Annotated in this window: 13 protein-coding genes and 1 pseudogene; 2 read left to right on the forward strand and 12 right to left on the reverse strand. The window is 69.4% G+C overall.

The window, feature by feature from the left end; genetic code table 11:
• From ACFTZB_RS35405 to ACFTZB_RS35445, 9 genes and pseudogenes are all read right to left on the reverse strand, one after another.
• Positions 1 to 225, reverse strand: a pseudogene (locus tag ACFTZB_RS35405) (adenine phosphoribosyltransferase); the annotation flags it as partial.
• Positions 222 to 1,958, reverse strand: coding sequence for an ABC transporter substrate-binding protein (locus tag ACFTZB_RS35410; protein ID WP_378438990.1), 1,737 nt, complete (start codon positions 1,956 to 1,958; stop codon positions 222 to 224). The pseudogene ACFTZB_RS35405 and the gene ACFTZB_RS35410, both read right to left, overlap by 4 nt.
• Before the next feature lies 1 nt (position 1,959).
• Positions 1,960 to 3,195, reverse strand: a complete 1,236-nt coding sequence (gene secF / locus ACFTZB_RS35415) for a protein translocase subunit SecF (RefSeq protein WP_378438992.1) — start codon at positions 3,193 to 3,195, stop codon at positions 1,960 to 1,962.
• Positions 3,192 to 4,853: a protein translocase subunit SecD gene (gene secD, locus ACFTZB_RS35420; RefSeq protein ID WP_378438994.1), complete on the reverse strand. Its 1,662-nt coding sequence runs from the start codon at positions 4,851 to 4,853 to the stop codon at positions 3,192 to 3,194. The genes secF and secD overlap by 4 nt, the downstream gene beginning before the upstream one ends.
• Positions 4,854 to 4,997: 144 nt before the next feature.
• On the reverse strand, positions 4,998 to 5,390 hold the full coding sequence (gene yajC / locus ACFTZB_RS35425) for a preprotein translocase subunit YajC (protein ID WP_378438996.1): 393 nt from the start codon (positions 5,388 to 5,390) through the stop codon (positions 4,998 to 5,000).
• Between the two features lie 136 nt (positions 5,391 to 5,526).
• Complete coding sequence (gene ruvB, locus ACFTZB_RS35430) at positions 5,527 to 6,624, reverse strand: Holliday junction branch migration DNA helicase RuvB (protein WP_378438998.1); 1,098 nt, start codon at positions 6,622 to 6,624, stop codon at positions 5,527 to 5,529.
• Positions 6,621 to 7,223 carry a Holliday junction branch migration protein RuvA gene (ruvA, locus tag ACFTZB_RS35435; RefSeq protein ID WP_378439000.1) on the reverse strand — a complete coding sequence of 201 codons (603 nt, stop codon included), beginning with the start codon at positions 7,221 to 7,223 and terminating at the stop codon, positions 6,621 to 6,623. Before ruvA ends, ruvB begins: the two co-directional genes overlap by 4 nt.
• Entirely contained in the window at positions 7,220 to 7,789 is a 570-nt protein-coding gene (ruvC, locus tag ACFTZB_RS35440; RefSeq protein ID WP_087555889.1) for a crossover junction endodeoxyribonuclease RuvC, read from the reverse strand. The genes ruvA and ruvC overlap by 4 nt, the downstream gene beginning before the upstream one ends.
• A gap of 135 nt (positions 7,790 to 7,924) precedes the next feature.
• Entirely contained in the window at positions 7,925 to 8,677 is a 753-nt protein-coding gene (locus ACFTZB_RS35445) for a YebC/PmpR family DNA-binding transcriptional regulator (RefSeq protein WP_276136506.1), read from the reverse strand.
• Positions 8,678 to 8,821: 144 nt separating this feature from the next.
• Between ACFTZB_RS35445 and ACFTZB_RS35450 the strand changes: the two genes are divergently transcribed.
• Positions 8,822 to 9,178, forward strand: coding sequence for a GntR family transcriptional regulator (locus ACFTZB_RS35450; protein ID WP_378439003.1), 357 nt, complete (start codon positions 8,822 to 8,824; stop codon positions 9,176 to 9,178).
• 151 nt (positions 9,179 to 9,329) lie between these two features.
• Here ACFTZB_RS35450 and pdxT read toward each other — a convergent pair whose 3' ends face one another.
• Positions 9,330 to 9,938 (reverse strand): pyridoxal 5'-phosphate synthase glutaminase subunit PdxT, encoded by a 609-nt coding sequence (gene pdxT, locus ACFTZB_RS35455; protein ID WP_378439005.1) that lies wholly within the window; start codon positions 9,936 to 9,938, stop codon positions 9,330 to 9,332.
• Positions 9,935 to 10,789 (reverse strand): acyl-CoA thioesterase II, encoded by an 855-nt coding sequence (tesB, locus tag ACFTZB_RS35460; RefSeq protein WP_378439007.1) that lies wholly within the window; start codon positions 10,787 to 10,789, stop codon positions 9,935 to 9,937. Before tesB ends, pdxT begins: the two co-directional genes overlap by 4 nt.
• A 56-nt stretch (positions 10,790 to 10,845) precedes the next feature.
• Between tesB and ACFTZB_RS35465 the strand changes: the two genes are divergently transcribed.
• On the forward strand, positions 10,846 to 11,469 hold the full coding sequence (locus ACFTZB_RS35465; protein ID WP_378439009.1) for a hypothetical protein: 624 nt from the start codon (positions 10,846 to 10,848) through the stop codon (positions 11,467 to 11,469).
• A 6-nt stretch (positions 11,470 to 11,475) separates the two neighbouring features.
• On the opposite strand, the gene ACFTZB_RS35470 is transcribed toward ACFTZB_RS35465, so the two are convergent.
• Complete coding sequence (locus tag ACFTZB_RS35470; RefSeq protein WP_378439011.1) at positions 11,476 to 12,297, reverse strand: acyl-CoA thioesterase; 822 nt, start codon at positions 12,295 to 12,297, stop codon at positions 11,476 to 11,478.
• Positions 12,298 to 12,376: the final 79 nt, after the last annotated feature.

Below are 12,376 nucleotides of genomic sequence, written 5' to 3' on the forward strand. Positions count from 1 at the left end.
CTCCCGGGCCACGCCGCCGCCGAGGAGGAACCCCCGCGCGTCGACGGCGGCGATCACCTCCGCCGCCGGGGCGCACGCGGCGAGCGCGTCGACGACGACGCGGAAACCGTCGGCGTCGGAGAAGACGGGCGTCAGATCGGCGAACCGCACGCCGGGTTGCGGGAAGTCGTCGGCCCACCGGGTGAGCCGGGTGACGGCGTCGCGGGCCGCGGAATGATCGGTCACCGGCGCAGAACCCACCTGTCCATGTTCCATCCGGCGCCCGACACGGTCGGATTGACCGTTCCCGACTGCAGACCCGAGGCGAACGCGACGGTCCGCGGCTGGTCGAACAGCGGCACCGTCGGCACGTCCGACCACAGGATGTTCTCCGCCTCCGTCGACAGCGACAGCTGGGTGGCGGTCGAGTCGTCGACGGCGAGCTGGTCGACGATCTGGTCGACGCGACTGTTGCTGTAGTCGCCGACATTCGAGCCGTTTCCGCTGCGGAGGGCGTACATCGCGGTGGTGGCCGCGGCGGTGCCCGCCGCACCGGGAGCGGACGCCGTGCCCGCGAGCACCACGTCCACCTGTCCGCCGCGCAGCATCGACGGCGTGAAGTCGGGCGAGGCGACATCTTGAACGGTGATCCCCGCCGGGGCGCAGGCCGCCGCGACCGCGGACACGATCTCGGCGCGCCGCGGGTTCGGCCCCAGATATCCGATCCGGACGGTCGCCGACGTGTTGTCGGTCTCGGCCAGCGCGGCGGTGGCCGCAGCGGTGTCCGCCGTCTCGTACCGGCCGCCGACGGCGCCGGCCACCGACTGATGGACCAGGCTGTCGGGTGCGGTGACCCGCGTGTCGACCGGAGCGCCGGAGCCGGCGCCGTCCGTGTCCGGTTCGGCGGCGAGCCCGAACTTCGACGCCAGCTCGTCGCGGGGCAGGCAGGCCGCGAACGCGCGCCGTCCGGCTGCGTTCTCGAACAGACCCGAGGTGGACAGGACGAACTGCTCGACGCTGCGGGAGGCCACCTCGGTCACGTCGAACCCGCCGAGGTCCAGATCCGGCGCCGAACCCGCGGCGACGTCGACGACCTCGACGGAACCGTCACCGATCCGCGCGCTGACGTCGGAAGACTTGGGCCACACCACGATCCGGGACGTGGCGGGGCGGTTCCCCCACCAACGGTCGTTGGCCACCAGCACCAGGCCCTCGTCCGCGGAGAACGATTCGACCTTGTAGGGGCCGGACGCGGGGAACTTGGCGAGGTCGAGGTCGCCCGGTGTCATCGTCCATCCGCCGTTCCAGAAGTCCGCGACGCGCGACAGTGCGCCGGTATCGGAACTCTGCACGGCGGCAACGATGTCGGGGACCCCCGCCGCGGCGGCGACCACATGGGCGGGCATCATCGACGTCGCACCGAACAGCGATTTCCAGTCCGTGACGTTGCGTCCCGCCTTGAACGTGACGACGGCGTCCTTCGCGCCGGTCTGGCAGTCGACCCGGTCGATGTCCGCGTAGCCGGCGGTGCTCGCCGCATCGAACATCGGGAACCGGCCACTGTTCGCCGCCCACGTGAGCACGAGATCGTCGCAGGACATCGGGACGCCGTCGGAGTAGACGGAGTCGGGGTTCAGTTTGTACTGGATGGTGAGGGCGTCCCCGGGCATCGCGTTGGCGGTGCCGATGTCCGTGTCGGCCACCGGTCCGCCTTCGGGCCCCGTGTAGGTGAACCCGGGCAGTACCCGGGCGAAGGCCTGACGCGCCCCGGATACGGCACCCGCGACGGTGTTCGCGTTGTAGGTGGTGACGGTGTTGTCGATGGCGTAGCCGATCGACGGGATCTGCTCGCCCTCCTCGGCACACCCGACGAGGGTGCCTGCGAGGAGCACGGTCGCGAGGAGACCGGCACCCGACACGGCCGCCGTCCGGCCGGGTCGGGTGGGCGCACCGCGCCGGGTGCTGTGCGATGCGGGCATGTCAGTGCCTCTTCTTGTTGCGCTTCCCGGTGGGGCGGGAGCCCGGAGCGGGTGCGGTCGACGCGGTTCGGGAGCGCGGCACGGCGGCCTCCGTCGTGGCTGCGGCGGCCGCGGTCGCCGGGGCGCCGGCCTTGTGCGCTCCGCCTCCGGCCAGGGTCGCCCGGCGGGCCAGGACCTTGCGTGTGTGCGCGGCCACCGGACCCCACCGCTCCTTCAGGGTGACCAGCAACGGAGTCGCGAAGAAGATCGACGAGTACGCACCGACGATGATGCCGACGAGCTGCACCAGCGCCAGGTCCTTCAGCGTTCCGACACCGAGCATCCACACCGCGACCACCATCAGCGCGAGCACCGGCAGCACGCTGATCAGGGTGGTGTTGATGGAGCGCATCAACGTCTGGTTGACCGCCAGGTTCGCCTGCTCCGCGTACGTGCGTCGGGTCAGGTGCAGAATTCCCCGGGTGTTCTCCTCGACCTTGTCGAACACCACCACCGAGTCGTAGAGCGAGAACCCGAGAATCGTCAGCAGACCGATGACGGTCGCGGGGGTCACCTCGAAGCCGACGAGCGAATACACACCGGCGGTGACGGCGATGTCGAAGAACAGTGCGACGATCGCGGCGATCGCCATGTCGCGCTCGAACCGGACCGCGATGTACACGCTGACGATCACGAGGAACACAAGCAGCGCGATCAGCGCCTTCTGGGTGATCTGCCCGCCCCACGTCTCGCTGACGTCGGCGACGCTGATCACGTTCTCGTTGACGGTGCCGTCACTGTCCTTCGGCTGGAACTCGTCGTACAGCGCATCCTGAAGCTTCACCACCTGGGCCGCGTCGAGCGCCTCCGAGCGGATCTGCACCGTTGCACTCGAACCGGAGCCGACCGTCTGCACCGAGACGGGGTCCATACCCAGCGCCTCGGAGTAGACGTTCTCCACCTGCGCGGTGTCGATCCCGTCGCCTGCGGGGAACTGGATCCGCGATCCACCCTCGAAGTCGATACCGAGGGTGAATCCGCGGACGAGGATGCTCAGCAGCGAGATCAGCACGATCGTGCCGGTCAGGATGTAGTAGAAGCGGCGGCGGCCGACCACCTCGAAGGCGCCGGTTCCGGTGTACAGCCGGGACAGCCAGCTGTGCTGGGGCATCGACGTCTGGTTGACGCCCGAATCTGACAGCGAAGACTCGGGGTCCGTCTGCGACGCAGACTTGGGCGACGTGGTCGATTCGCTCATACTCGTGACTCCTTCGCCGACGCTGCGGCAGCCTTGCGTTCCTTGGCGATCTGCTGCACGGCACCCAGCCCGTTGACACCCGGCCTGGACCAGAACGGCGACTTCGAGGCCAGGTGGACCAGCGGCCACGTCACCAGGAACACGACCACGACGTCGAGGATGGTGGTCAGGCCGAGTGTGAACGCGAAGCCGCGCACCTGGCCGACCGCGAGGATGTACAGCACCGCGGCGGCGATGAAGCTGACCGCGTTACCGGACAGGATCGTCCGGCGTGCACGGGCCCAGCCGCGCGGAACGGCGGACCGGAAACTGCGGCCCTCTCTCATCTCGTCCTTGATTCTCTCGAAGAACACCACGAACGAGTCGGCGGTCATGCCGATACCGATGATCAGGCCGGCGATGCCTGCGAGGTCGAGGGTGAAGTTGATGTACCGGCCGAGCAGCACCATGATCGCGTAGACCATCACCCCGGACAGGACCAGGGACAGCGCCGTGAGCACTCCGAGCATGCGGTAGTAGAGCAGGCAGTAGAGCAACACCAGGACCAGACCCACCAGACCGGCGATGAGACCGGCCTCCAGAGAGGCGAGACCCAGGGTCGCGGACACCGTCTCGGCCTCCGACGCCGCGAACGACAGCGGCAGCGAACCGTACTTCAGGGTGTTCGCGAGTTCCTTCGCGCTGTCCGCGGTGAACGAACCGGTGATCGACGTCGAACTGCCTGCGGGTGTTGCACCCTGCACGACCGGCGCGCTGACCACCTTGGAGTCGAGCGTGAACGCGGCCTGCTTGCCGATGTTCTGCGACGTGAACGTGGCCCAGGTGTTGCTGCCCTCGGACTTGAACGTCAGGCTCACCTCGTGCCGCGACTGCTGGGAGTTGTACCCGGACGTCGCGTCGGCGATCTCCTGGCCGTCGATGATCGCCGGTTCGAGCAGGTACACGGCCTGACCGTCGGTGGAGCACGCGACCAGCGGCAGTGCCGGGTCGTCGTTGCCGCGCAGCGGGTCGGGCACGGTGCAGTCGAGCGTCGCCATCGCCTGCTGCTGCACCGCGGGGTCGGTGCTCTGGCGCGTGGCCCGGGCGGCCGCGATCTCGTCGGCTGCCTCGGCGGTCTCGGTCCCGGACTCGTCGGTGGGCGCCGTGGGGGCGGGCTCGGGTGACGTGGACGGATCCTGCGCCGGGAACGGCCGATTCTGCGGCGCGGGGGTCTCGGTTCCGGCGGGCGCCTGGGCCGGTGTCTCACCGGCGGCGGGCGCCTGCGTGCCGGGAGCGGCCGCGGCCTGCGACGTCTGGACGGGGCGGACGTACAACCGCGCCGTCTGGCCGAGCGACCGGGCCTGGGCGCTGTCGTCGCCGGGGACGGTGATGACCAGGTTGTCGCCGTCGATGACCACCTCGGAGCCGGACACGCCGAGTCCGTTCACACGGGTCTCGATGATCTCCTGCGCCTGCCGCAGGCTGTCCGGCGTCGGCTTGCTGCCGTCCGGGGTGCGTGCGGTGAGGGTGACTCGGGTCCCACCTTGCAGGTCGATGCCCAGCTTGGGTGTCGCGGACTTGTCGCCGGTGAAGAACACCAGGGCATACAGAACCGCCACGAGCACCGCGAAAACGGTGAGGTAGCGGACGGGATGCACCGATCCTGTGGAAGGTGCCACGATCTCTATGTCTCCTCAGTACGTGCAGTTCGGGTGGGAGCGCTCACAGCGCACGGGACCGGCCGACGCAGGGCTGTGCCCCGGTCGCCGCGCCCGGGGCGTTCGCGACGCGACGGCTGCGCGGGTGCGCTGCCGAAGCGCCGGTCAGTCCTTGTTCAACCGCGGCGGGGTGTCGCCGCCGTTCTCACGATCCTCGCGCACGATGTCGGTGGCGGGGGCCTCGGTGCCGATCGATTCCTGATCGATCGACTCGTGGTCGATGGCACCGTCACCCTGCAGCGGGGCGTCGACGATCTGCTCGCGGACCACGAGACGCGACCACGTGGTGACCACGCCGGGAGCGATCTCGAGGTCGATCGTGTCGTCGCCGAGCGCGACGACGGTGCCGTGCAGTCCGGCGGTCGTGAGGATGCGGTCGCCCACCGAGAGCGAGTCCTGCAGAGCGGTCACCTTGGCCGCCTCCTTCTTCTGCCGGCGGATCCCCAGGAACATCGGGACGAGCAGCGCCAGAATCAGGAGCGGGAAGAGAAAATCCATCTGTAAGTCAACCTCGAGGTATGTCGCACGGTCCGAAGCACTGGTCCCGGTTGGACCGATGCAATACACCAGTGTGCCATCACCGGCCCGGGCACCGGTTCGGTCGGCACCGGGCGGGCGTTTCTCCCGGCGTCGATCAGGGGTCTTCAGGATCGAACAGGGAGGCCTGCGGCTCGTTGACGCGGACCTCGATTCCGCCGGTCACGGCGTCCGGCGGCGGGGTCAGGCCCAGTTGCATCCACGCGGCCGCAGTAGCGACACGGCCGCGGGGTGTGCGGGCGATCATTCCGGCCCGGACGAGGAACGGCTCACACACCTCCTCGACGGTGGCGGGCTCCTCACCCACCGCGACGGCCAGGGTCGACACCCCGACCGGTCCGCCGCCGAAGCTGCGCACCAGGGCGCTGAGGACGGAGCGGTCGAGGCGGTCGAGTCCCAGCTGGTCGACGTCGTACACGGCGAGGGCCGCGTGCGCGATCTCGCGGGTGACGACGCCGTCGGCGCGGACCTCGGCGTAGTCGCGGACGCGGCGGAGCAGACGGTTCGCGATCCGGGGCGTGCCCCGCGACCGGCTCGCGATCTCGGCGCCGGCCTCCTCGCCGAGTCGCACCCCGAGGATGCCCGCCGATCGCAGGAGGATCTGCTGCAGCTCCGCCGGTTCGTAGAAGTCCATGTGGGCGGTGAACCCGAATCGGTCGCGCAGCGGCCCGGTGAGCGCACCCGACCGGGTGGTGGCCCCGACCAGGGTGAACGGCGCGACCTCCAGGGGGATGGACGTGGCGCCGGGACCCTTGCCGACCACCACGTCGACCCGGAAGTCCTCCATCGCGAGGTAGAGCATCTCTTCCGCCGGACGGGCGATGCGGTGGATCTCGTCGATGAACAGCACGTCGCCCTCGACGAGATTGCTCAGCATGGCGGCCAGGTCGCCGGCACGCTCGAGCGCCGGACCCGACGTCAGCCGCAGCGAGGAGCCCAGTTCGGCGGCGATGATCATCGCCATGCTGGTCTTCCCCAGCCCGGGCGGACCGGACAGCAGGATGTGATCCGGGGTGCCGCCGCGCATCTTCGCGCCGGTCAGGACGAGTTGCAACTGCTCCCGGACCCGCGGTTGCCCGATGAAATCGTGCAGGTTCTTCGGCCGCAGGCTGGCCTCGATGTCGCCGTCGCCGGCGACGAGACCGGCCGAGACCGGGGACTCGTCGTCGTAGTCGCCGCCGGGTTCGGAAGTCATCGGGTCTTCCCGAGCAGGGACAGGGCGGAGCGCAGCGCGGACGAGGTGGTCGACTCGGGCGCCTCGGCGAGGACGGAGTCGGTAGCCTGCTCGGCCTGCTTGGCAGGGAACCCGAGCCCGACGAGCGCCTCGACGATCTGGTCGCGGACCGATCCGCCGCCGCCCGCGCCGAGCGGCACCGCCCCGGACGTGGACGCGACCGCGTCGACCTTGTCTCGCAGTTCGACGACCATCCGCTCGGCCCCGCGCTTGCCGATGCCCGGCACCCGGGTGAGTGCCGTGACGTTGCCCTCGGCGAGCGCGGCCCGCAACGCTTCCGGTTCGAGGACGGCGAGTGTCGCCATCGCCAGGCGCGGACCGACCCCCGACACCGTCTGGAGCAGCCCGAACAACTCCTTGGACTCCGAGTCGGGGAACCCGTACAGCGTCATCGAGTCCTCGCGGACGATCATCGCCGTGACCAGCCGGGCCTCGGTTCCCCGCTGCAGCCCACCGAGCGTGGCCGGGGTCGCGTTCACGCGGTACCCCACTCCCGCGGATTCGATCACCGCATGGTCGAGGGCGATCTCGAGCACCTCGCCGCGGACGGACGCGATCATCGTGTACCTGCCTTCTTCACTTCGGCCAGTCGGGCCTGGTAGCGACGTTTCTGTTCGGCGGCCGCGGCCTCGGCGCGGGCCATGCGTTCGATCATCGGCGCTCGCCAGCAATGGCAGATCGCCAGGGCCAGCGCATCCGCGGCGTCGGCCGGTTTGGGCGCGGCCGCCAGCTTGAGGATGCGTGTCACCATTGCCGTCACCTGAGCTTTGTCTGCCGATCCGCTTCCGGTGACGGCCGCCTTGACCTCACTGGGGGTATGGAAACACACGGGGATGCCGCGGCGCGCGGCGGCGAGGGCGACGACGCCGCCGGCCTGCGCGGTACCCATCGCGGTGCGCACGTTGTGCTGGGAGAACACCCGCTCGATCGCCACGACCTCGGGCCGGTGCAGATCGATCCAGGATTCGGCGGCCTCGGAGATCCGCAGCAGCCGGGACGACAATTCGAGGTCCGCCGGGGTTCGGACCACGTCGACGGCGACCGGTGTGACGGTGCGACCGTTGCCGCCGTCCACCACTCCGAATCCACACCGGGTCAGACCGGGATCCACACCCAGCACACGCACGCACAGCCACCTCTCCCACGCCGAACAGCTGTTCGATAGCTTAGCCGTGGGGTCGGACGTGCCGGCGGACCAACACGCAGGACGCGGCAGGGCGGGCGAGCACCGCTCCCCCGCCCCGCGCCACGTCTCGTGCGATCAGCCGTCGAGTTCCGCGAGCACCTCGTCGGAGAGGTCGACGTTGGTGTAGACGTTCTGCACGTCGTCGGAATCCTCGAGCGCGTCGACGAGCTTGAACACCTTGCGGGCCCCGTCGGCGTCGACCGGGACCTCGACGGATGCGCGGAAGTCCGCCTCGGCGGAGTCGTAGTCGATGCCCGCCTCCTGCAGGGCGCTGCGCACGGCCACGAGGTCGGTGGGCTCGCTCACGATCTCGAACGTCTCGCCGAGGTCGGTGACCTCTTCGGCGCCGGCATCGAGGACAGCCATCAGCACGTCGTCCTCGGTCTGGTCGCCCTTCTCCAAGGTGACGACGCCCTTGCGCGTGAACAGGTAGGACACCGAGCCCGGGTCGGCCATGTTGCCGCCGTTGCGGGTCATCGCGGTCCGCACCTCGCCGGCCGCACGGTTGCGGTTGTCGGTGAGGCATTCGATGAGGACGGCGACGCCGTTGGGTCCGTAGCCCTCGTACATGATGGTCTGCCAGTCGGCGCCGCCCGCTTCTTCACCGGCACCGCGCTTGCGGGCACGCTCGATGTTGTCGTTGGGGACCGACGTCTTCTTGGCCTTCTGGATGGCGTCGTACAGGGTGGGGTTTCCCGCAGGGTCGCCACCGCCGGTACGGGCCGCCACCTCGATGTTCTTGATCAGCTTCGCGAAGGCTTTGCCACGCTTGGCATCGATCACAGCCTTCTTGTGCTTGGTGGTGGCCCATTTGGAGTGGCCGCTCATGCGATTCAAGCCCCTTTCCTGCTGCTTTTGGCACGCCGAATGCGCGGTTTCAGCTTTGACGATGTTACCCGCAGCCCGGCCGCCCCTGCGCGATCCCGGGGTAACAACTCGCACAAGTCACCATTGTTTGCATAGAATGCAAACATGTTGATGCGGGTCGACCACAGCTCCGGCACCCCACTGGGCGACCAGATCGCCGCCAATGTGCGCGGCGCGTTCCTGCGCGGCGAGATCGGCGCGGGCGACCGGCTGCCCTCCGCCCGGGCGCTGGCCGAGTCCGTCGACGTCAACCTCCACACGGTGCTCCGTGCCTACGCCGTTCTGCGCGACGAGGGGCTGATCGACCTCCGCCGTGGCCGGGGCGCGGTCGTGCGCGCCGACACGGACCCGATCCGCACCGGATTGACCGAAGCCGCACGCACTTTCGTCGCCGAGGCACGACGCCTCGGACTCGACACCGAACAGATGCTCGACGTGATCAAGGAGACCGCGACACAATGACGACGTCCCGCACGCGCCTCCCCGCCTGCATCGCCGGTGTCGTCGCGGCCCGGATCCGCACCGACGCCGCGCTCTGACTCCCCGCCACCGTCGACGGCGCAGCCCAGGGTGCGGCGCTCCTCAACACGCTCGTCGCGCCTCGCCCGGCGGGTCAGACCCCGCGGACGATGTCGACGAACAACTCGTGCACTCGCCGGTCCCCCGTGACCTCCGGGTGGAACGACGTCGCCACCACGGAACCCTGCCGCACGGCGACGATGCGCCCGGCGGCCGCGCCACCCGACTCGGGCACCCGGGCGAGGACCTGGACGTCGTCGCCGACGCGCTCCACCCACGGGGCCCGGATGAACACGGCCCGCATCGGGTCGCCGACGATTCCCTCGAATTCGAGGTCGGACTCGAAGGAATCGACCTGACGGCCGAATGCGTTGCGGCGCACGGTCATGTCGATGGCGCCGAGATGCTGGGCGTCGGGCCGGGTGTCGAGGATCTCGCTCGCGAGGAGGATCATCCCGGCGCAGGACCCGTAGGCGGGCAACCCGTCGCGCAGACGGGCCTTCAGCGGCTCGAGCAGCTCGAAGATCTGCAGCAGCTTGCTCATCGTCGTCGACTCACCGCCCGGGATCACCAGGCCGTCGATCTTCTCGAGCTCCTCCGGGCGACGGATGCCCACGGCGTCGGAGCCCGAATCGTTCAGTGCGGCAAGGTGTTCACGGACGTCGCCCTGCAGGGCGAGTACTCCGACGAGGGGGCGGGTCATGCCATGTTTCCTGTCTCGATATCGCGCTGGTCCTGATCGCGCTGAATACGGGTCAACCCCTCCTGCACCACGGCGGCGACCATGGTGCCGCTCCGGTCGAACATGCGGCCCTGGGTGAGGGCGCGGCCGAAGCCGGCGGAGGGTGAGGTCTGGTCGTAGAGCAGCCACTCGTCGGCGCGGAACGGGCGCAGGAACCACATGGCGTGGTCGAGCGACGCGGTCTGGGTGACCACCCCCGGGTGCGGGACCTTCGACGCACCGAGGAGCGTCATGTCACTGAGGTAGGCGAGGGTGCAGATGTGGAAGACCTGATCGTCGGGCAGCTTGCTGCGATAGCGCATCCACACGCGTTGCTGTGCGGCGATTCCGGTAGTCTTCCTGGTGCAGTCGGCCGGAACGATACGGACGTCCCATTCCTTCCACTCCCGGTAGAGATCGGTGGCGGCAAGCTCCTCGACGGTCTGTGCGTCGACGAGTTCCTCGGGCTCGGGGACCGACGGCATCGTGTCCTGGTGCTCGATGCCCTCGTCCTGCGAGTGGAACGACGCCGACATGGTGAAGATCGCCTTGCCGTCCTGGATGCCCGTGACCCGCCGGGTGCAGAAGGACCGGCCGTCCCGGATCCGGTCGACGAGGTACACGGTGGGTTCCACCGGATTTCCGGGGCGCAGGAAGTACCCGTGCAGGGAGTGCACCTCGAATCTCTCGTCGACGGTGCGGACGGCGGAGACGAGCGATTGACCAGCGACCTGCCCGCCGAACGTCCTCTTCAGCACGGACGGATGAACCGACCCGCGGAAGATGTCCTTCTCCAGCGCTTCGAGTTCGAGAATGTCCTCGATGCTCGCCATCCGCCCTCCTTCTGTGCCTGGTCAAGGTTATCCGCCCGGTTCGGGCTCGAGGCACCATGGGTGCCATGACGATGTTCACACCGACGAGCCCGGACGGTCTCGTCGCACTCGTCGCCGAACGTTGTCTCGCGGTGGACGGCACCGCCGTCGTCGCGATCGATGCCCCCGACGCCGCGCAGCCGCTCCCCCTCGCGGACGCGATCTGCGCGTCGCTGCGCGAACGCGGCCGGCCCTGCGACGTCGTGTCCGTCCACGACTACGTCCGGCCGGCCTCCCTGCGGTTCGAGCACGGACGTGACGACGAACTCAGCTACCGCACGCTCTGGTTCGACTACGACGCACTGAACCGGGAGGTGGTGCGGTCGGTCCGCGCCGACCGCCGGTGGTTGCCGCGGCTGTGGGACGAGGCCGAGGATCGCTCCGCCCGCTGTGCCCGCGTGCCCGCGGCCGACGGGCAGGTGCTTCTCGTGACCGGCCCGATGCTGCTCGGCCGGGACCTCGACTTCGACGTCACCGTGCACCTCCACCTGGGTGAAGGTGCCCTGCTGCGCCGCACCCCGGCCGATCAACGATGGACCGTGCCCGCGTTGCTGCGCCGCGCCGCCGACGTCACGGGCGAACCCGATCTGCTGGTGCGGTACGACCATCCGCCGAAACCCGCGGTCCGGGCGGGCCGCTGAGCCCGGTCACCTAGCGCGCAGGAACCGGGTCAGTCCTTCCTGCACCACGGCGGCGACCAGATTCCCCTTCCGGTCGAAGATCCGTCCCTGCGCGAGCGCCCGGCCGAAGCCGGCGGACGGTGACGTCTGGTCGTACAGCAGCCATTCGTCGGCGCGGAACGGGCGCAGGAACCACAGCGCGTGATCGAGTGAGGCACCGTCGATCTCGACACCGGGATGCGGTGTCATCGCGGAACCGATGAGCGTCATGTCGCTCATGTACGCCAGCGCGCAGACGTGGAAGACGGGGTCGTCGGGCAGCGTCCGGCGGGACCGGAACCACGCCTGCTGTTGCGCTGCCGCACCGCGGATGCGGTCGACCTCGCCGTGTCCGACGATCCGGATGTCCCAGTCGGACCACTCGCGGGCCAGCCAGGCGATCTCCGGGTCCTCGGACTCGCTGGCGAACGGCAGCGAATCCGGCGGCGGGACCACCGGCATCTCGTCCTGGTGCTCGATGCCCACGTCGTCGATCTGGAAGGACGCCGACATCGTGAAGATGGCCTGGCCGTCCTGCACGGCGCTGACCCGCCGGGTGACGAACGAGCGGCCGTCCCGGATCCGGTCCACGAGGTACACGATCGGCATCGCGGGATTGCCGGGACGGAGGAAGTAGCCGTGCAGCGAATGCACCGCGAACCGGGGTTCGACCGTGCGGACCGCCGCCACCAGTGCCTGACCCGCCACCTGCCCGCCGAACGTGCGGGGCAGGAGAGTCTCGGTCGCTATACCCCGGAAGATGTTCTCCTCGAGGCGTTCCACTTCCAGGATCTCTTCGATCGTCGCCATCCACGGCCCCTTCCGATGCTCGTCCGCTGACACTCTCCCACGGGCCCGCGCACCGGACCGCACCGCACGGGCCCCGGTG

This window comes from Rhodococcus sp. NPDC057014 (assembly GCF_042673295.1).
Taxonomy (GTDB): domain Bacteria; phylum Actinomycetota; class Actinomycetes; order Mycobacteriales; family Mycobacteriaceae; genus Rhodococcus_F.

What these genes read in the sequence shown, in the direction of transcription:
- ACFTZB_RS35445 (WP_276136506.1), bottom strand. Translation starts at nt 8,677, where the DNA reads ATGAGCGGCCACTCCAAATGGGCCACCACCAAGCACAAGAAGGCTGTG.
- secF (WP_378438992.1), bottom strand. Translation starts at nt 3,195, where the DNA reads ATGAGCGAATCGACCACGTCGCCCAAGTCTGCGTCGCAGACGGACCCC.
- ACFTZB_RS35450 (WP_378439003.1), top strand. Translation starts at nt 8,822, where the DNA reads ATGTTGATGCGGGTCGACCACAGCTCCGGCACCCCACTGGGCGACCAG.
- yajC (WP_378438996.1), bottom strand. Translation starts at nt 5,390, where the DNA reads ATGGATTTTCTCTTCCCGCTCCTGATTCTGGCGCTGCTCGTCCCGATG.
- ruvB (WP_378438998.1), bottom strand. Translation starts at nt 6,624, where the DNA reads ATGACTTCCGAACCCGGCGGCGACTACGACGACGAGTCCCCGGTCTCG.
- ACFTZB_RS35465 (WP_378439009.1), top strand. Translation starts at nt 10,846, where the DNA reads ATGGGTGCCATGACGATGTTCACACCGACGAGCCCGGACGGTCTCGTC.
- tesB (WP_378439007.1), bottom strand. Translation starts at nt 10,789, where the DNA reads ATGGCGAGCATCGAGGACATTCTCGAACTCGAAGCGCTGGAGAAGGAC.
- ACFTZB_RS35410 (WP_378438990.1), bottom strand. Translation starts at nt 1,958, where the DNA reads ATGCCCGCATCGCACAGCACCCGGCGCGGTGCGCCCACCCGACCCGGC.
- ruvA (WP_378439000.1), bottom strand. Translation starts at nt 7,223, where the DNA reads ATGATCGCGTCCGTCCGCGGCGAGGTGCTCGAGATCGCCCTCGACCAT.
- pdxT (WP_378439005.1), bottom strand. Translation starts at nt 9,938, where the DNA reads ATGACCCGCCCCCTCGTCGGAGTACTCGCCCTGCAGGGCGACGTCCGT.
- ACFTZB_RS35470 (WP_378439011.1), bottom strand. Translation starts at nt 12,297, where the DNA reads ATGGCGACGATCGAAGAGATCCTGGAAGTGGAACGCCTCGAGGAGAAC.